General features: G+C 71.3%; 14 protein-coding genes. All 14 read left to right on the forward strand.

The genetic code is table 11. The annotated features are described in order from the left end of the window. The first annotated feature begins 314 nt into the window (after nucleotides 1-314). The 14 genes from OG251_RS33410 (at nucleotide 315) to OG251_RS33475 (ending at nucleotide 18901) form a co-directional block, all read left to right on the forward strand. On the forward strand, nucleotides 315-1283 hold the full coding sequence (locus tag OG251_RS33410; RefSeq protein WP_326680595.1) for a beta-ketoacyl-ACP synthase III: 969 nt from the start codon (nucleotides 315-317) through the stop codon (nucleotides 1281-1283). A gap of 64 nt (nucleotides 1284-1347) precedes the next feature. Next, nucleotides 1348-2025, forward strand: coding sequence for a GntR family transcriptional regulator (locus OG251_RS33415; protein WP_326680596.1), 678 nt, complete (start codon nucleotides 1348-1350; stop codon nucleotides 2023-2025). A gap of 283 nt (nucleotides 2026-2308) precedes the next feature. Next, nucleotides 2309-3490, forward strand: a complete 1182-nt coding sequence (locus OG251_RS33420; RefSeq protein WP_326680597.1) for an ROK family transcriptional regulator — start codon at nucleotides 2309-2311, stop codon at nucleotides 3488-3490. Nucleotides 3491-3779: 289 nt separating this feature from the next. Continuing rightward, the gene (locus OG251_RS33425) at nucleotides 3780-5327 is read left to right on the forward strand and encodes a sugar ABC transporter ATP-binding protein (RefSeq protein ID WP_326680598.1); all 1548 of its coding nucleotides are present in this window, start codon (nucleotides 3780-3782) and stop codon (nucleotides 5325-5327) included. Then, nucleotides 5324-6376, forward strand: coding sequence for an ABC transporter permease (locus tag OG251_RS33430; protein WP_326680599.1), 1053 nt, complete (start codon nucleotides 5324-5326; stop codon nucleotides 6374-6376). The genes OG251_RS33425 and OG251_RS33430 overlap by 4 nt, the downstream gene beginning before the upstream one ends. A gap of 107 nt (nucleotides 6377-6483) precedes the next feature. Then, nucleotides 6484-7521: a substrate-binding domain-containing protein gene (locus OG251_RS33435; protein ID WP_326680600.1), complete on the forward strand. Its 1038-nt coding sequence runs from the start codon at nucleotides 6484-6486 to the stop codon at nucleotides 7519-7521. A gap of 47 nt (nucleotides 7522-7568) precedes the next feature. Beyond that, the gene (locus tag OG251_RS33440; RefSeq protein ID WP_326680601.1) at nucleotides 7569-8792 is read left to right on the forward strand and encodes a Gfo/Idh/MocA family protein; all 1224 of its coding nucleotides are present in this window, start codon (nucleotides 7569-7571) and stop codon (nucleotides 8790-8792) included. 15 nt (nucleotides 8793-8807) lie between these two features. Then, nucleotides 8808-9812 (forward strand): sugar phosphate isomerase/epimerase family protein, encoded by a 1005-nt coding sequence (locus OG251_RS33445; RefSeq protein ID WP_326680602.1) that lies wholly within the window; start codon nucleotides 8808-8810, stop codon nucleotides 9810-9812. A 335-nt stretch (nucleotides 9813-10147) separates the two neighbouring features. Next, nucleotides 10148-13855, forward strand: coding sequence for a ThuA domain-containing protein (locus tag OG251_RS33450; protein WP_326680603.1), 3708 nt, complete (start codon nucleotides 10148-10150; stop codon nucleotides 13853-13855). A 97-nt stretch (nucleotides 13856-13952) separates the two neighbouring features. Next, nucleotides 13953-15074, forward strand: a complete 1122-nt coding sequence (locus tag OG251_RS33455) for an inositol-3-phosphate synthase (protein ID WP_326680604.1) — start codon at nucleotides 13953-13955, stop codon at nucleotides 15072-15074. 32 nt (nucleotides 15075-15106) lie between these two features. Further along, the gene (locus OG251_RS33460; protein WP_442818395.1) at nucleotides 15107-16417 is read left to right on the forward strand and encodes an SCO3242 family prenyltransferase; all 1311 of its coding nucleotides are present in this window, start codon (nucleotides 15107-15109) and stop codon (nucleotides 16415-16417) included. Then, the gene (locus OG251_RS33465; protein ID WP_326680605.1) at nucleotides 16414-17391 is read left to right on the forward strand and encodes a sugar phosphate isomerase/epimerase family protein; all 978 of its coding nucleotides are present in this window, start codon (nucleotides 16414-16416) and stop codon (nucleotides 17389-17391) included. The genes OG251_RS33460 and OG251_RS33465 overlap by 4 nt, the downstream gene beginning before the upstream one ends. Beyond that, complete coding sequence (locus OG251_RS33470) at nucleotides 17385-18053, forward strand: EboA domain-containing protein (RefSeq protein WP_326680606.1); 669 nt, start codon at nucleotides 17385-17387, stop codon at nucleotides 18051-18053. The genes OG251_RS33465 and OG251_RS33470 overlap by 7 nt, the downstream gene beginning before the upstream one ends. Further along, complete coding sequence (locus OG251_RS33475) at nucleotides 18053-18901, forward strand: TatD family hydrolase (RefSeq protein ID WP_326680607.1); 849 nt, start codon at nucleotides 18053-18055, stop codon at nucleotides 18899-18901. Before OG251_RS33470 ends, OG251_RS33475 begins: the two co-directional genes overlap by 1 nt. Nucleotides 18902-18903: the final 2 nt, after the last annotated feature.

Below are 18903 nucleotides of genomic sequence, written 5' to 3' on the forward strand. Positions count from 1 at the left end.
CCGGCACGTGCGGGTGACACCGCAGCCCACGCCCGGCCGTATGGTGGCCGGAACGGCGTACTGACCGGATCCCACGAAAAATCGCTGAGAAGTTTGATCCGGATTCTCTTGTGCAGACCGGTTCGGCCGATCATGAGGCCGCCAGTGGGCGTCATTCGGCGGAATGTTGTCTACAGTATTCCTTTTGGAGGGTCGAGGCTGTTGTCAAGGCTCCAACCCGTGGCCCATATTCCTGTGGGATCACGTGCCCTCGTACCGGGCGGTAGCGACCAAGACTGGATGGTTCCTGCCATACGTAGCGAGGGGAACCCGTAATGACCGGCTCACGTATCGTGGCGCTCGGCCACTATCAGCCCGCCAAGGTGCTCACCAACGACGATCTGGCAGCCATGGTCGACACCAGCGACGAGTGGATCACCAGTCGCGTCGGCATCAAGACCCGTCATGTGGGCGGCCCCGACGAGCCGGTGGACGAAATGGCCGCGCAGGCGGGAGCCAAGGCGCTGGCGGCGGCCGGCCTTCAGCCCGCCGACATCGATCTGGTCCTCGTCGCCACCTCCACCGCGATCGACCGCTCCCCGAGCATGTCGGCCCGGGTCGCGGCCCGTCTCGGCATGGGCTCGCCCGCGGTGATGGACATCAACGTGGTCTGCTCCGGGTTCACCCACGCCCTGGCCACCGCCGATCACGCCATCCGGGCCGGTGCGGCCACCCGCGCCCTGGTCATCGGCGCCGACAAGATGGCGGACATCGCCGACTGGACCGACCGCACCACCTGCGTCCTGCTCGGGGACGGCGCGGGCGCCGCGGTCGTCACGGCCGATCCCTCCGCCGCGGACGGTGCGGACGGTGCCGCCGGACCCGGGATCGGGCCGGTGCTCTGGGGTTCGGTCCCGGAGATGGGCAACGCGGTACGGATCGAGGGGACACCGCCGCGTTTCGCGCAGGAGGGGCAGTCCGTCTACCGCTGGGCCACCACACAGCTGCCGCCGATCGCCCGCAAGGTGTGCGAGAAGGCGGGAATCGCGCCGGAGGATCTTGCCGCGGTGGTGCTGCACCAGGCCAACTTGAGGATCATCGAACCGGTCGCCAGGAAGATCGGCGCGATCAACGCGGTCATCGCCCGCGATGTGGTGGATTCCGGCAACACCTCCGCCGCGTCGATTCCCATGGCCCTGTCCAAGCTGGTGGAGCGCGGCGAGGTCGAGAGCGGCGCTCCGGTCCTGCTGTTCGGGTTCGGCGGGAATCTCTCCTACGCGGGCCAGGTGATCCGCTGTCCCTGAGGGGCCTTGCGCTCGGTAGACTGTAGACGATAAGCAATTGCTCGTCGCCCGGAGGGGGACCGCGATGTTGTCCACAGGACTGCCGCACGGGGCTGTGCCGAAGCTGGAACGGCCCGGTCCGCTGCGCGAGCGCGTCTACGAGACGCTCCTCGAACTGATCACCACGCGAGCACTCCGGCCGGGTCAGCACCTGGTCGAGAGCGAACTGGCCGGACATCTGGGCGTGTCCAGGCAGCCGGTGCGCGAGGCGCTCCAGCGGCTGAACACCGAAGGGTGGGTCGACCTGCGCCCCGCGCAGGGTGCCTTCGTGCACGAGCCCACCGAGGAGGAGGCCGACCAACTGCTCTCGGTCCGTGCGCTGCTCGAAGCGGAGGCGGCCCGGCTGGCCGCCGCCAACTCCGGCGAGACGGGGATCGCCGCCCTCGAAGAGCTCTGCGCCAAGGGCGAGCAGGCCGTCGCCGACGACGACGTGGACCTGGCCGTCGCGACCAATGCCGCCTTCCACGCCAAGGTCATGGAGCTGGCCGGGAACGTCGTTCTCGCCGAACTGGCCGGACAGGTGGACCGCCGCGTCCGCTGGTACTACACGCCGGTCGCCCGTCAGCGCGGCACCCGGTCCTGGATCGAGCACCGCGAGCTCATCGCGGCGATCTCCTCGCGGGACGAGCGCCGGGCGACCGAGATCATGCGTTCGCACACGGAGCAGACGCGCCAGACGTACCACCGGCGCGAACGCGGCTGACGGCCCGTACGCGGCGGGTGCGGGAAACCGGCAGTGCATGCCGTGGGGGAAGGGCCGGGGCCGAGTGCCCCGGCCCTTCCCCTTGTTGCGGGGTGCTGCTTCACGCCCCTCGGGACGTTTCCCGCCCCCTCGGCAGTGCGCCCCGCCCATCTTTGTCCTGGGTGTGGAGAAAGTTGGAGCGGATTCCTGCTCAACTTCTTCCCACTCCGGCAAAGCGCTGCTACGTTCCCCATCGAAAGCCCGACGGACTGGCCGATGTGGCGGGGAGGGACGCGTGAGACGCATGACAGCACGACCCGCGAACGCGCATCAGGCGCAGCTGCTCCGGCTGTTGCGGGACGGTGGCCCCAACTCACGGGCACAGCTGGGGGATCAGGTCGATCTCTCCCGCTCCAAGCTCGCCGTCGAGGTCGACCGGCTGCTGGAGACCGGACTCGTGGTGGCCGACGGACTCGCCGCATCCCGCGGGGGACGTCGCTCGCACAACATCCGGCTCGCTCCCGCACTCCGGTTCCTCGGTGTCGACATCGGTGCCACCTCCATCGACGTGGCCGTCACCAACGCCGAGTTGGAGGTCCTGGGACACCTCAACCACCCCATGGACGTACGCGAAGGCCCCGTCGCCATCTTCGAGCAGGTCCTGTCCCTGGCGGCCAAGCTCCGGGCCTCCGGACTCGCCGAGGGATTCGACGGCGCGGGCATCGGCGTACCCGGACCCGTCCGCTTCCCCGAAGGCGTGCCGGTCGCGCCGCCGATCATGCCGGGCTGGGACGGCTTCCCGGTCCGCGAGGCGCTCAGCCAGGAGCTGGGCTGCCCCGTCATGGTCGACAACGACGTGAACCTCATGGCGATGGGGGAGCAGCACGCGGGCGTCGCACGCTCCGTGGGCGACTTCCTCTGCGTCAAGATCGGTACGGGTATCGGCTGCGGCATCGTCGTCGGTGGCCAGGTCTACCGCGGGACGACGGGCAGCGCCGGCGACATCGGGCACATCCAGGTGGAACCGGACGGGCGCGCCTGCGCCTGCGGCAACCGGGGCTGCCTGGAGGCGCACTTCAGCGGTGCCGCGCTCGCCCGCGACGCCGAGGACGCGGCGTGCGCCGGGCGGTCGCCGGAACTCGCGGCCCGGCTGGCGGAGGCGGGCAGGCTCACCGCCGCCGATGTGGCCGCCGCCGCGGCGGCCGGGGACGCCACCGCGCTCGACCTGATCCGTGAGGGCGGGAACCGCGTCGGCCAGGTCATCGCCGGACTCGTCAGCTTCTTCAACCCCGGTCTGGTGGTGATCGGCGGGGGAGTGACCGGCCTCGGCCACAATCTCCTCGCCAGCGTCCGGACCCAGGTCTACCGGCAGTCCCTGCCGCTGGCCACCGGCAATCTCCCCATCGTGCTCGGTGAGTTGGGACCCGTCGCCGGAGTGATCGGCGCGGCCCGGCTCATCAGCGACCATCTGTTCTCACCGGCCTGATCCCGGGCCGGCCGGTATGACGCAATCACCCAGCTCGGCAAGCGTTCCGCCCGACCCGCCCGACCCGTCCGTCCGCCTGTCCGTCCAGCCGTCCGTCTGTTTGCCAGCAAGCCGTTCGATGAGCCGTTCGATGAGCCGTTCCACGAGCCGTTCCGCAGCTCTTCCGTAAGCCGTTTCACCCGCGCCTTCTGTCAGCAGCTGTCCGCGGTGCCGTCGGCAGTACGGCACCACCGGCCCTGCTCCCCTGCCCCCTGTCCGCTCACCGGCCGCACCGCCGAGGGGATTTGTCATGGCATCACCACCACCCCTGCTCACCATGTCCGGCATCACCAAGTCATTTCCCGGCGTGCGCGCCCTCGACGGCGTGGACCTGGAAGTCCTGCCCGGTGAGGTCCACTGCCTCCTCGGCCAGAACGGCGCCGGCAAGTCCACCCTCATCAAGGTGCTGGCCGGAGCCCATCAGCCCGACGGCGGCGAGATCACCTGGCGCGGCGAGCCCGCCTCGCTGAAGTCGCCGATCACGGCGATGCGGCTCGGCATCGCCACCATCTATCAGGAACTCGACCTGGTCGAAGGGCTCTCGGTCGCCGAGAACGTCTTCCTCGGCCATGAACCGACCACCGCCCGCTTCGTCGTCCGCACCCGCGAGGGCCGCACCGCGGCCGCCGCGCTCCTCAAGCGGCTCGGCCACCCGGAGATCGACCCCGCCCGCCCGGTCGGTGAACTCTCCGCGGCCCAGCAGCAGATCGTCTCCATGGCACGCGCGCTCTCCCACGACGTGCGGCTCATCGTGATGGACGAGCCGTCCGCCGCCCTGGACCCCGACGAGGTCGACAACCTGTTCCGTATCGTCGCCGACCTCACCGCGGACGGCGTCGCCGTCGTCTACATCTCCCACCGCCTGGAGGAGATCCGCCGGATCGGGGACCGGGTGACCGTCCTCAAGGACGGCCGGGCCGTCGCCGTCGGTCTGCCCGCGGAGTCCACCCCCACGCGCGACATCGTTGCCATGATGACCGGCCGCAATGTCGAGTACGTCTTCCCGCAGCGCTCCGGGCCCGCCGTCCAGGACGGTGCGGGGTCCGCCGCACCGGCCCTCGCGGAACCGGTGCTGAAGGTCGAAGGGCTGTCCAGGAAGGGCGAGTTCGCCCCCGTCGACCTGGAGCTCCGGCCCGGCGAGATCGTCGGGCTCGCCGGACTCGTGGGCTCCGGACGCTCCGAGATCCTGGAGACGATCTACGGCGCCCGCAAGCCCAGCACCGGGCGCGTCACCGTGGCGGGCAAGCCGCTGCGCACCGGCAGCGTCCGCGCGGCCGTCGCCGCCGGAATCGGGCTCGCTCCCGAGGAACGCAAGGCCCAGGCCCTGCTCATGACCGAATCGGTCACCCGCAATGTCTCGGTCTCCTCGCTCTCCCGCTTCGCCCGGTCCGGCTGGATCGACCGGGGAGCCGAGCGGCGGGCCGCGCGGAACGCCACCCGCGAGCTGTCGCTGCGGCCCGACAACCCGGACACCCTCATCCGTACCCTCTCCGGCGGCAACCAGCAGAAGGCCGTCCTGGCCCGCTGGCTGCTGCGCGGCTGCCGGGTCCTGCTGCTGGACGAACCCACCCGCGGCGTCGACGTCGGCGCCCGCGCCGAGCTCTACGCCGTGATCCGCCGGCTGGCCGACGACGGCCTCGCCGTACTGCTCGTCTCCAGCGAAGTGCCCGAAGTACTGGGCCTCGCCGACCGGGTGCTGGTGCTCCGTGAGGGACGCGTCGTGCACACGGCGCCCGCCCAGGAGCTCGACGAGCACCGCGTACTCGACCTCGTGATGGAAGGGAGCCCGACGTCATGACACAGCCCGCCCCGTCGGCGCAGCACAAGGGGACGGACCGGGGGGCCGCCACCGGCCCCTCCGCCACGCCCCCCTCGAAGGCGGGCGGCGGCCCGCGCGGACTCGGCCTGCGCCTCGATGTCCGCAACCTGTCGCTGCTCGGTGTTCTCGTCGTCCTCGTCGCCGTCGGCGGCTTCACGGAGCCCGACGCGTTCCTGGACACCGGGAACCTTCAGCTGATCCTGACCCAGGCGTCCGTCATCGGTGTGGTCACCGTCGGCATGACCTTCGTCATCACCAGCGGCGGCATCGACCTCTCGGTCGGGGCCATGGTCGCGCTCGCCTCCGTCTGGGCGACGACGCTGGCCACCCAGGAGTTCGGCTTCGCCGGGATCCTCTTCACCGCCGTGATCGTCGGGCTCGCCGCCGGACTCGTCAACGGAGTGCTCATCGCGTACGGCGGCATGGTGCCGTTCATCGCGACCCTGGCCATGCTCGCCTCGGCCCGCGGGCTCGCGCTCCAGATCACCGACGGCAAGACACAGATCGTCACCGTCCCCTCGGTCCTGGACCTCGGTCTGCCCGACTCCTACATCCTCGGGATACCGCCCCTGGTCCTGATGTTCGCCGCGGTCACCCTCGTCGGCTGGCTGGTCCTGAACCGGACCACGTTCGGACGCCGTACGGTCGCGGTCGGCGGCAACGCGGAGGCGGCCCGGCTCGCCGGAATCGACGTACGCCGCCAGCGCCTCTACCTCTATCTGGTCTCCGGGCTGTGCTGCGGCATCGCCGCCTTCATGCTGATCATCCTGGCCGGTTCCGGGCAGAACACCAACGGAAACCTCTACGAACTCGACGCCATCGCCGCGGCGATCATCGGCGGCACTCTCCTCACCGGCGGCCGGGGCACCATCATCGGTTCCGTACTCGGCGTCCTCGTCTTCACCACGATCACCAACATCTTCGCGCTCAACAACCTCCAGAGCGACGTCCAGCAGATCGCCAAGGGCGCGATCATCGTCGCCGCCGTCCTCATCCAGCGCCGCACCCTGCGCCACGGCGAGACCTGAGCCGAACACCGTTTCCCACGGCGGCGCCCACCGCCGCACCGCACCGCACCACCCCGCTTCCCCCTGCTGTTCCGTATGCCACGCACCGGATGAAGGGTTTGACAGCCATGCCAGAAACCAGTCGCAGAGGACTGCTGTTCGGCACCGCGGCCGTATCCGCGGGAGCTCTCCTCACCGCCTGCACCAGCAATGAACCGAAGAAGAGCGAAACCGTCGCGACCAACCAGCCGGCCGCCGACGACAAGCCGGGCAAGCCCGTCACCATCGGCTACGCCGGCCCGCAGGCCGACCACGGCTGGCTCAACGCGATCAACGTGAACGCCAAGTCGCGTGCGGAGAAGTACTCGGAGGTGACCCTGGAGATCACCGAGGGCTCCAACGACACCGCCGCCCAGATCGGCCAGGTCAAGACCCTCATCAACAAGAAGGTCGACGTCCTCGTCATCCTCCCCGCCGACGGCAAGGCGCTCACCCAGGTGGGCCTGGAAGCCATGAGGGCGGGCATCCCCGTCGTCAACCTGGACCGCATCTTCGCCTCCCCGCAGGCGTACCGCTGCTGGGTCGGCGGCGACAACTACGGCATGGGCCTCAACGCCGGTCACTACATCGGCGAACAGCTCAAGGACAAGCCGAACGCCAAGGTCGTCGAACTGGCGGGCATCGACAACCTGGAGCTCACCAAGCAGCGCAGCCAGGGCTTCGCCGACGCCCTGAAGAACTACTCCAACATCAAGCTGGTGGCCCGTCAGGCCGCCGACTTCACCGTCGAGTCGGGTCAGGCCAAGATGGCCCAACTCCTCCAGGCACAGAAGCAGTTCGACGCCCTGTGGAACCACGACGACGACCAGGGCGTCGGCGCGCTGCGCGCCATCCAGCAGGCCGGCCGCGACGAGTTCATGATGGTCGGCGGCGCCGGGGCCAAGTCCGCGATGGACGCCATCAAGGCCGGCAACAGCGTCCTGAAGGCCACCGTCCTCTACCCGCCGACGATGGCCGCGTCCGCCATCGACCTGGCGCGCGCCCTGGGCCAGGGCAAGGGCGTCGGGGGACTGGCCGAGATGGAGATCCCGACCTCCCTGACGCTCTACTCGGCCGTCGTCACCAAGGAGAACGTCGACCAGTACCTGCCGACGGGCTTCAGCTGACAGAGCCCCACCGCCGCCACCGAACCACCGACGAGGAGGAAGCCCGTATGGCCCGTAGGGAAGAGACGGAGCAGGAGGCCGCAGCGCCGCCGCAGCAGCCGCCGACGCTCGGGGTCGGCATGGTCGGATACGCGTTCATGGGAGCCGCCCACTCACAGGGGTGGCGCACCGCGGGACACGTCTTCGACCTGCCGATGAGACCCGCTCTCGCCGCGATCTGCGGACGCGACCGTACGGCGGTCGACGCCGCCGCGGCCCGGCACGGCTGGGCGGCGGCGGAGACCGACTGGCGGGCGCTGATCGCCCGGGACGATGTGCAGCTGGTCGACATCTGCACCCCCGGCGACAGCCATGCGGAGATCGCCATCGCCGCCCTCGAAGCCGGCAAGCACGTGCTGTGCGAGAAACCGCTGGCCAACACCGTCGCGGAGGCGGAGGCGATGACCCGGGCCGCGGAGCGCGCCGCGGCCCGCGGTCAGGTGGCGATCGTGGGCTTCAACTACCGCAAGGTGCCCGCGATCACCTACGCGCGCAAACTGATCGCCGACGGAAGGCTCGGCACCCTGCGCCACGTGCGGGCCACCTATCTCCAGGACTGGCTGGTGGACCCGAAGTCGCCGCTCACCTGGCGGCTCAAGCGTGAGCACGCCGGGTCCGGGGCGCTGGGCGACCTCGGGGCGCACATCGTCGACCTCGCCCAGTACCTGTCGGGGGAGCTGCTGGTCGGAGTGTCGGCCGTCAGCGAGACGTTCGTACGGCAGCGGCCGCTGCTCGCCGGTGCCCCCTCCGGGCTCTCCGGGGCCGCGGACACGGCCGGGCACGGGGCGGTGACGGTGGACGACGCGGCGCTGTTCACCGGCAGGCTCGCCTCCGGGGCGCTGGCCTCCTTCGAGGCGACCCGGATGGCGGCGGGCCGCAAGAACGCGCTGCGGCTGGAGATCAACGGGGAACTGGGCTCGCTCGCCTTCGATCTGGAGCGGCTCAACGAACTGTCCTTCCACGACCACACCGAACCGGCCACCACGGCGGGGTTCCGGCGCATCCTCGTCACCGAACCCGAGCACCCCTACCTGGAGGCGTGGTGGCCGCCGGGCCACGCTCTCGGCTACGAGCACACCTTCGTCCACCAGGCCCGGGACGTGGTCCGCACGATCGCCACCGGATCGGCCCCGGTGCCGTCCTTCGCCGACGGACTCCAGGTGCAACGGGTGCTCGCGGCGGTCGAGGAAAGCGCCGAGAAGAACTCCGTACACACTCCCGTCCCGTTCTAGGAGGTTCCGCGCCCCATGCCCCGACCCTTCACTCTCTTCACCGGCCAGTGGGCAGACCTTCCGCTGGAGGAGGTCTGCCGGCACGCCCGGGACTTCGGTTACGACGGACTCGAACTCGCCTGCTGGGGCGACCACTTCGAGGTCGACCGGGCCCTGTCCGAGCCCGGCTACCTGGACGGGCGGCGGCAGCTGCTCGACAAGTACGGGCTCAGCTGCTTCGCCATCTCCAACCACCTGGTCGGGCAGGCGGTCTGCGACAACCCGATCGACGAACGGCACCAGGCGATCCTGCCCGCCCGCATCTGGGGCGACGGCGAACCCGAAGGCGTACGCCGGCGGGCCGCCGAGGAGATCAAGGACACCGCGCGAGCGGCGGCGGCGTTCGGGGTGCGGACGGTCATCGGCTTCACCGGCTCCTCGATCTGGCACCTGGTCGCCATGTTCCCGCCGGTCCCGCCGCACATGATCGAGCGGGGCTACGAGGACTTCGCGGAGCGCTGGAACCCGATCCTCGACGTCTTCGACGCGGAGGGGGTGCGCTTCGCCCACGAGGTGCACCCCAGCGAGATCGCGTACGACTACTGGACCACGCACCGGGCCCTGGAGGCCGTCGGCCACCGTCCGGCGTTCGGGCTGAACTTCGACCCGAGCCACTTCGTCTGGCAGGACCTCGACCCGGTCGGATTCCTGTACGACTTCCGGGACCGGATCTACCACGTGGACTGCAAGGAGGCCCGCAAGCGCCTCGACGGACGAAACGGGCGGCTCGGCTCGCACCTGCCCTGGGGCGATCCCCGGCGCGGCTGGGACTTCGTCTCGGCCGGGCACGGCGACGTGCCGTGGGAGGACGTCTTCCGGATGCTCCGGTCCATCGGCTACGACGGGCCCGTCTCCGTCGAGTGGGAGGACGCCGGCATGGACCGGCTGACCGGTGCGCCGGAAGCGCTTGCCTCACTGAAGCGGTTCGATTTCGACCCGCCGTCGGCCTCCTTCGACGCGGCGTTCGGCGGCAACGGCTGACCCGTCCCCGAGCGCTCCACCCCGCCGAGAACCAGCAGGTCACGGGGTGGAGCGCTCGGGGGACCCTGCCCGTACAACCCGGCGGCACACCCGCCACCGGGTCGGTCCGGGCTGCCCGGACGGCGCTTTGTCCTGACGCGGGAAGAAGGTCGACTTCACTCCTGCACAAGGGCTTTCCGTCCGGGAAGAACAGGTCTACCGTCCCCAACGTGTACACCACATGACTCGCGTCACCGGGGCCCCGCCAGGTTCCGGATGACGAGCGCGCGGCAGTCCCCGCGCGGCACGGCAAGGCACCACCCGCCCGTACAACCGGCACTCTCCGGAGGACATTCGTGCACCGAACCAGAAAGCGGCTCCGCGTACACAAAACCCTCGCCCTGTTCACCGGCGGACTCCTCGCCGCCGCGACGCTCACCCTGAGCTCCGCGCCGGGGGCCATCGCCGACCCGGCCGCGCAGGCCGCGCAGGACGCCGCGGCGGAGGACTTCCAGCAGGTCACCCTCGCCAAGGGGGCCGCCGAGACCGGCGAGCCCATGTCGCTCGCCGTCCTCCCGGACCGCAGCGTGCTGCACACCTCGCGCAGCGGCGAGCTGCGGATCACCGACAGCGCCGGCAACACCCGGATATCCGGCACCCTCCCGGTGTACTCGCACGACGAGGAAGGGCTCCAGGGGGTCGGCGTCGACCCGGACTTCGCCGAGAACCGGGCGATCTACCTCTTCTACGCGCCCCCGCTCAGCACCCCCGCCGGCGACGCCCCGGAGAACGGGACCGCCGCGGACTTCGCCAAGTTCGACGGTGTGAACCGGCTCTCCCGGTTCGTCCTCAAGGCCGACGGCACCCTCGACACCGCCAGCGAGAAGAAGGTCCTCGACGTTCCCACCTCGCGCGGCATGTGCTGCCACGTCGGCGGCGACATGGACTTCGACGCGCAGGGCAACCTGTATCTGTCGACGGGTGACGACTCCAACCCCTTCGCCTCCGACGGCTTCACGCCGATCGATGACCGGCCCGACCGCAACCCGGCGTTCGACGCCCGCCGCACCTCCGGCAACACCAACGACCTGCGCGGCAAGATCCTGCGCATCAAGGTCGCCGACGACGGGACGTACACCGTTCCCGACGGCAACCTGTTCGCCCCGGGCACCGCGAAGACCCGCCCCGAGATCTACGCGATGGGCTTCCGCAACCCGTTCCGCTTCACCGTCGACAAGCCCACCGGCATCGTCTACGTCGGCGACTACGGCCCCGACGCGGGTGCCGCCGACCCCAAGCGCGGACCGTCCGGACAGGTCGAGTTCGCCCGGGTGACGAAGGCCGGGAACTTCGGCTGGCCCTTCTGCGTGGGCGACAACAAGCCCTACGTCGACTACGACTTCGGGACGAAGACCTCGGGTGCGGCCTTCGACTGCGCCGCTCCGAAGAACGAGTCGGCGCACAACACCGGACTCGTCGACCTGCCTCCGGCCCAGCCCGCCTGGATTCCGTACGACGGCGGCTCCCTGCCCGAGTTCGGCACCGGCTCCGAGTCCCCGATGGGCGGCCCGGTCTACCGCTACGACGCGGCCCTCGACTCGCCGGTGAAGTTCCCCGAGGCGTACGACGGAGACTTCTTCGCCGGAGAGTTCGGCCGGAAGTGGATCAAGCGCATCGAGCAGGACGGGGAAGGCGCCGTCCAGTCCATCAACGACATCCCGTGGACCGGCACGCAGATCATGGACATGGCCTTCGGCCCGGACGGTGCGCTGTACGTCCTCGACTACGGCCTGGCCTGGTTCGGCGGCGACGAGAACTCCGCGCTCTACCGCATCGAGAACGCCACCGGAGGGCGCTCACCCGTCGCCGAGGCAGCGGTGAACAAGACCTCGGGCACCGCACCGCTGAAGGCGAAGTTCTCCTCGGCGGGCACCGCCGACGGTGACGGCGACGCGCTCACATACGCCTGGGACTTCGGCGACGGCGGAAAGTCCACGGCCGCCAACCCCTCGTACACGTACAAGAAGAACGGTACGTACACGGCGACCCTCACCGCCAAGGACCCCACGGGCCGCACCGGCTCGGCCAGCGTCCATGTGACCGTCGGCAACACCGCGCCGAGCGTGGACCTCGTCTTCCCCTCGGACGGCCAGCAGTTCGAGTTCGGTGACGCGGTGCCGTTCAAGGTCGACGTCAGTGACCCCGAGGACGGGGCCATCGACTGCACCAAGGTCGAGGTCAAGTTCACGCTCGGCCACGACAGCCACGGCCATGACATCACCACCGAGCACGGCTGCGAAGGCACCATCAAGACCGCGATGGAGGGCGGGCACGACCCCAACGCCAACATCTACGGCGGCATCTCGGCCTCCTACACCGACGGCGGGGGCGGCGGCCAGGCCGCGCTGACCGGCCGCGACCAGGCACAGCTCCAGCCCAAGCACCGTCAGGCCGAGCACTTCGGCGACTCGTCGGGCGTCAAGATCTACGACAAGGCGAGCGCCCGCGGCGGCAAGACCGTCGGTGACATCAACAACGACGACTGGATCTCCTTCAAGCCGTACATCCTCGCCGGGTCCACCAAGCTCACGGCCCGGGTGTCCTCCGACGGCGCGGGAGGCTTCCTGGAGGTACGCGCCGGATCGGCCACCGGCAAGATCCTCGGCTCCGCACCCGTACCGGTGACCGGCGGCTGGGACACCTTCCAGGACATCGACGTACCCCTGCGCGGGGCGCCCAAGAAGGCCACCGAACTCTTCCTGGTCTTCAAGGGCGGTGACGGCGCGCTCTACGACGTCGACGACTTCGAACTCTCCAACAGCCCCGTGGACAGGACCGCCAAGCGCATCCTGGTCTTCTCCAAGACCGGTGGCTTCCGCCACGACTCGATCCCGGCCGGCATCACCGCCCTGAAGGAACTGGGCAAGGACACCAACATCACCGTCGACTCCACCGAGGCGGCCGGCCAGTTCACCACCAGCAACCTGGCGCGCTACGACGCCGTCGTCTTCCTCTCCACCACCGGTGACGTCCTCAACGCCGAACAGCAGAAGGCGTTCGAGAACTACGTGGCGGGCGGAGGCGGCTACATGGGCGTCCACGCCGCCGCCGACACCGAGTACGACTGGGAGTTCTACGGCGGCCTGGTCGGCGCCTACTTCTCCTCGCACCCGCAGATCCAGCCCGCGACCGTCCGCGTCGAGGACCACGACCACCCGGCCACCGCCCATCTGGACGAGGCCTGGGACCGCACCGACGAGTGGTACAACTACCGCACCAACCCGCGCGACAAGGCCAACGTCCTCGCCACCCTGGACGAGACCACCTACACCGGCGGCACGATGAAGGGCGATCACCCGATCTCCTGGTGCCAGACCTACCAGGGCGGCCGCTCCTTCTACACCGGGCTCGGCCACACCAAGGAGTCCTACACCGAACCGGCCTTCCGCCAACACCTGCTGGGCGGCATGCGCTACGCCGCCGGCCAGGTCAAGGCCGACTGCAAGCCCGACACCGGCTACCGCACCATCTTCAACGGCAGGACGCTCGAAGGGTGGAAGCAGGCGGGCCCCGGAAAGTTCGACGTCACGGACGGTGAACTGCGCTCCGAGGGCGGCATGGGCCTGCTCACCTACCAGGCCAAGGAGCTGAAGTCGTACTCCCTGAAGCTCGACTGGAAGATGGCGGGCGACGACAACTCCGGCGTCTTCGTCGGCTTCCCGGAGTCGGACGACCCGTGGTCCGCGGTGAACAAGGGCTACGAGATCCAGATCGACGCCACGGACGCCGTCGACCGCACCACGGGCGCCGTCTACACCTTCAAGTCGGCCAACATCAAGGCCCGTGACCAGGTCCTGCGGCCGCCCGGTCAGTGGAACAGCTACGAGATCCGGGTCCAGGGCGAACGGCTCCAGATCTTCCTCAACGGAGTCAGGATCAACGACTTCACCAACACCGATCCGGCCCGCAGCCTGAAGGACGGCTACATCGGCCTCCAGAACCACGGAGCCGACGACCAGGTGTCCTTCCGCAACATCCAGCTCAAGGAGCTGCCCTCGACGTAGGGCGGCCACCTCTGCCGACGGCGGGCGGGGGAGGCTCACACACCTTCCCCCGCCCGCCGTCCTCCACCCCTCTTCATCCCCCCAGGGAGGCAGCCCCGTGACCGCACATGCCGTTCGTACCGGAGTCTGGTTCATCGGAGCACGCGGCTCCGTCGCCACCACCGCCACCACCGGCTGCGCCGCCATCGCGGCGGGGCTCCACCCGGCGACCGGCATGGTCACCGAGACACCCCCCTTCGCCGACGTCGGACTGCCACCCCTGGCCTCCCTGGTCTTCGGCGGTCACGACACCATCGACTGCCCGCTGCCCAAACGGGCCGAGGCGCTGGCCGCCGGAGAGGTCCTCCCGCACGGCCTGCCCTCCGCCGTACGCGCCGAACTCACCACGGCCGACGCGGAGATACGGATCGGCGGACCGCTCCCCGGCGACACCCGCACCGACGAGGAACTCATCACGGCGTTCACCGCCGACCTCACCGACTTCGCCCGCCGCAACGAACTGGCGCGCACCGTCGTCATCAATGTCTCCTCGACCGAACCCGCCCCCGGCCCTGACGACCCCCGGCTGCCCGCCAGCTCCCTCTACGCCGCCGCCGCGCTCCGGGCCGGCTGTCCCTACGTCAACTTCACCCCCTCAACGGGCCTGCGCAGCCCGGCCCTTCAGGACACCCTCGCCACCTGTGCGCTTCCCCACGCGGGCCGCGACGGCAAGACCGGCCAGACACTGCTCCGTTCCGTCCTCGCCCCGATGTTCCTGCAACGCGCCCTGCCCGTCCGGGCCTGGTCCGGCACGAACCTGCTCGGTGGCGGGGACGGGGCCGCGCTGGCCGACCCGGCCGCGGCGGCGGCCAAGAACGCGGGCAAGGAACGCGTCCTGGCCGACACCTTCGGCACCGCCCCCGAGGGCGAGGTGCACATCGACGACGTCCCGGCGATGGGGGACTGGAAGACGGCCTGGGACCACATCGCCTTCGACGGCTTCCTCGGCTCCCGGATGATCCTCCAGACGATCTGGCAGGGCTGCGACTCCGCGCTGGCGGCCCCCCTGGTCCTGGACCTGGCCCGGCTGCTGGCCCGCGCCCACGAGGCCGGTCTGACGGGCCCCCTGCCGGAGCTGGGCTTCTACTTCAAGGACCCGGACGGCGGCGCCCCGGCCGCGCTGTCCGAGCAGTACGCGGCCCTGGTGGCCTTCGCCGAGCGGCTGCGGGGGCAGCAGTGAGGTGGCGTCTGCCGGCGGCCCTGCTGAGCACCGTGACCGGGACACGGCAGGCCACGGCGGCCGGAGCCGCCACGCCGTCACGTCCGGCCGCCGCGCCCGCCGCGCCCGCGGGTCCGGCCGCCGCCGCGGTGCCCACCGACAGCCTGTCCGGTGCGGGCGGGACTGCGCCCGCACCGGACAGGCGCACGACGCCGCGAGGCGGCCGGGCCCGTGCGTGGGCGGAACTCCTTCGGGTGTCCGCACTGTTCACGGTGCCCGGCGACGCGCTCGCCGGAGCGGCGGCGGCGGGCCTGCGCCCCAACCGCCGCACCGCGCTCGCCGTGGGCGCCTCGCTCTGCCTGTACGAGGCGGGGATGGCCCTCAACGACTGGGCGGACCGGGACGAGGACGCCGTCGACCGCCCGCACCGCCCGATTCCCTCGGGCCGGATCGCCCCGGCCGCCGCGCTGGGCGCGGCCGGAGCGCTGACGGTCGCGGGCCTCGCCCTGGCGGCCCGCGCGGGCCGCCCCGCGCTGCTGGCGGCCTCGGGTCTCGCGGCCACGGTCTGGGCGTACGACCTGCGTCTCAAGCACACGAAGGCGGGCCCGGCGGCGATGGCCGCGGCGCGCGGACTCGACCTGCTGCTGGGCGCGACGGCGACGGCAGGGGCTCCCGGCGATGCCGCTGCTCCGGCGCGGCGCACCGCCCCCGCACCGACGGCGGCTGCCGCCGTCGCCACCACCCGCCCGGGACGGGGCCCGGCCGTCACCGCCCCGCCGCGAACCGGCGTGCCGCCGGTCCCCGCAGGCGCTCGCACCGTCGTGGGCGCCGTCGCGCCGCGCCCCTTCGCCGCCGCCCGCGCAGCGGTCCCCGCCGCCGCCCTGCTGGGAGCGCACACCTACGCCGTCACCGCCGTCTCGCGGCACGAGGCGCAGGGCGGGTCCACCGTGGCGCCGCTCGCCGCGCTCGGTGCCACGGCGGTGTTCGGCATCGCCGTGGCGGGCGGGCGCCACGGGGGCGGGGGGCCGCCCCCGGTCCAGGGCGGCGCCGGTGCGGGGGAGCACCTCGCCGGGCCACCGCGCGCCACCGCGCTCCGGGCCTCCGCGTTCGCCTCGACACCGGACCGGCTCCTGCTCACCGCGCTCGCCGCCGTCTACCTCCGTACCGCCGGGCCACCCCTCCTGCACGCCGCCCTCAACCCGTCCCCGGACCTCACCCAGCGCGCGGTGGGCGGCGGTATCCGGGCCATGATCCCGCTCCAGGCCGCGCTGGCCGCCCGAGCCGGGGCACCCGGTGCCGGGCTCGTCGTCATGAGCCTCGTCCCCCTCGCCCGGAAACTCGCACGGAAGGTGAGCCCCACATGACCCTCCACCTCGGCTACGGCACCAACGGGCTCACCGACCTCCGCCTCGACGACGCCCTCGGGCTCCTCGCCGACCTCGGGTACGAGGGGGTCGGCCTGACCCTCGACCACATGCACCTCGACCCCCTCGCCCCGGACCTCGCCGAGCGCACCCGCCAGGTGCGCCGCAGGCTCGACGCCCTGGGGCTGGGCGTCACCGTGGAGACCGGCGCCCGCTATGTCCTCGACCCCCGCCGCAAGCACGGCCCCTCCCTCCTCGACCCGGACCCGGAGGCCCGCGCCGCCCGTACCCGGCTGCTCGTCCGGGCCGTCGATGTGGCCGCCGACCTCGGCGCCCACGCCGTGCACTGCTTCAGCGGAATCACACCACCCGACCTCTCCGCGGACCTCTCTCCGGACGTCTCCGCGAACCTCTCTCCGGGCGCGACGCCGGACACCGCACCGGATTCGGCAGCGCATGCGGCACCGGACGCCGCACGGGGATCGATACCGGACACCGCCTCGGACACCGCCTGGAAGCGGCTGGCCGACGGGCTCACCCCCGTGCTCGACGCCGCCGACCGCGCGGGCATCCCCCTCGCCATCGAGCCCGAACCCGGTCATCTGCTCGCCACACTCGCCGACTTCCACCATCTGCGCGCACTCCTCGGGGACCCCGCCCCCCTCGGGCTCACCCTCGACATCGGCCACTGCCAGTGCCTGGAGACGGCCTCGCCCGTGGACTGCGTCCGGGAGTCCGCGCCCTGGCTCCGCCATGTCCAGATCGAGGACATGCGGCGCGGCGTCCATGAACACCTCCCCTTCGGCGACGGCGAGATCGACTTCCCGCCGGTGCTCGCCGCACTCGCCGAGTCGGACTACCAGGGCCTCACCGTCGTCGAACTGCCCCGCCACTCCCACGCGGGACCCGAACTCGCCCGCCGGTCGATCGAATTCCTGCGCGAGGTCACGACGAAGGGAGCCCTCCCGTGCTGAAGTCCCGCGAGGAACTCGACGGCGAGCTCGGCGGAGCCGCCAGGGCCTGGCTCGACGAAGCGCTCGCCGAAGCCGCGCACGACGCCGCCCGCACCCGGTCCGGCCCCGCGGCGGACAGCCCGTACGCCGCGCCGCCGTGGGAGCTGCGGTACGCCGCGGCGGGCCGGCACTGCGGACTCGAACACGCCGACTCCGTACGCTGCCTCCTCCTCGTCGAGGCCCGTGCCGCCCTGCCCTCCGTGACCCGGCTCTACGAACGGGGCACCGCCGCCGAACGCCGCGCCGTCCTGCTCACCCTGCACCGGCTGGCTCTCGGCCCCTCGGCACTCCCGCTCGTCGAGGACGCCCTGCGCACCAACGACACCCGGCTGGTCGCCGCGGCCGTCGGACCCTACGCGGCCGCCCACCTCGACGCGCACGGCTGGCGGCACGCCGTCCTCAAGTGCCTGTTCACCGAGGTCCCCGTCGAAGCCGTCGCCGAGCTCGCCCGCCGTGCTCAGGGGGATACCGAACTCGCGCGCATGCTCGGGGACTTCGCCGCCGAGCGCACCGCCGCCGGCCGTACCGTCCCCGCCGGTCTGCGCACGGTCCTCGCCCTCACGGAAGCCACCGCAGCCGCTGCCCCGGCCCCCGCACCCGCCGCCCCCACGGAGGAGTCCTGATGCGCATCTTCGACCCCCACATCCATATGACCTCCCGTACCACCGACGACTACCGGGCGATGTACGACGCCGGGGTCCGGGCGCTCGTCGAACCCTCCTTCTGGCTCGGCCAGCCCCGCACCTCGCCCGCCAGCTTCTTCGACTACTTCGACGCCCTGCTCGGCTGGGAACCCTTCCGCGCCTCCCAGTACGGCATCGCCCACCACTGCACGCTCGCCCTCAACCCCAAAGAGGCGAACGACCCCCGTTGCACCCCGGTCCTGGACGCGCTGCCCCGCTACCTCGTCAAGGACTCCGTCGTCGCCGTCGGTGAGATCGGCTACGACTCCATGACCCCCGCCGAGGACGTCGCCCTCGCCGCCCAGCTCCAGCTCGCCGCCGACCACGGGCTGCCCGCCCTCGTCCACACCCCGCACCGCGACAAGCTCGCCGGTCTGCACCGCACCATCGACGTCATCCGCGAATCGCACCTCCCCCCGGAGCACGTGCTGCTCGATCACCTCAACGAGACGACCGTGAAGGCCGCCACCGACAGCGGCTGCTGGGCCGGCTTCTCCATCTACCCCGACACCAAGATGGACGAGGACCGGATGGTCGCGATCCTCAAGGACCACGGCACCGAGAAGATCCTCGTCAACTCCGCCGCCGACTGGGGAAGGAGCGACCCGCTGAAGACCCGCAAGGTCGCCGACGCCATGCTGAAGGCCGGGTTCACCGAGGACGACGTCGACCAGGTGCTCTGGCGCAACCCCGTCGCCTTCTACGGGCAGAGCGGCCGCCTCCAGCTCGACATCGCCGCCCCCGACCCGCTCCACGAAGGCAACTCCATCCTGCGCGGCGGGGAGTGAGG

Origin of the sequence: Streptomyces sp. NBC_01237 (assembly GCF_035917275.1) — a bacterium.
Classification (GTDB): domain Bacteria; phylum Actinomycetota; class Actinomycetes; order Streptomycetales; family Streptomycetaceae; genus Streptomyces.

Coding starts and splice junctions, on each gene's coding strand:
- OG251_RS33410 (WP_326680595.1), top strand. CDS start 315: ATGACCGGCTCACGTATCGTGGCGCTCGGCCACTATCAGCCCGCCAAG.
- OG251_RS33415 (WP_326680596.1), top strand. CDS start 1,348: ATGTTGTCCACAGGACTGCCGCACGGGGCTGTGCCGAAGCTGGAACGG.
- OG251_RS33420 (WP_326680597.1), top strand. CDS start 2,309: ATGACAGCACGACCCGCGAACGCGCATCAGGCGCAGCTGCTCCGGCTG.
- OG251_RS33425 (WP_326680598.1), top strand. CDS start 3,780: ATGGCATCACCACCACCCCTGCTCACCATGTCCGGCATCACCAAGTCA.
- OG251_RS33430 (WP_326680599.1), top strand. CDS start 5,324: ATGACACAGCCCGCCCCGTCGGCGCAGCACAAGGGGACGGACCGGGGG.
- OG251_RS33435 (WP_326680600.1), top strand. CDS start 6,484: ATGCCAGAAACCAGTCGCAGAGGACTGCTGTTCGGCACCGCGGCCGTA.
- OG251_RS33440 (WP_326680601.1), top strand. CDS start 7,569: ATGGCCCGTAGGGAAGAGACGGAGCAGGAGGCCGCAGCGCCGCCGCAG.
- OG251_RS33445 (WP_326680602.1), top strand. CDS start 8,808: ATGCCCCGACCCTTCACTCTCTTCACCGGCCAGTGGGCAGACCTTCCG.
- OG251_RS33465 (WP_326680605.1), top strand. CDS start 16,414: ATGACCCTCCACCTCGGCTACGGCACCAACGGGCTCACCGACCTCCGC.
- OG251_RS33475 (WP_326680607.1), top strand. CDS start 18,053: ATGCGCATCTTCGACCCCCACATCCATATGACCTCCCGTACCACCGAC.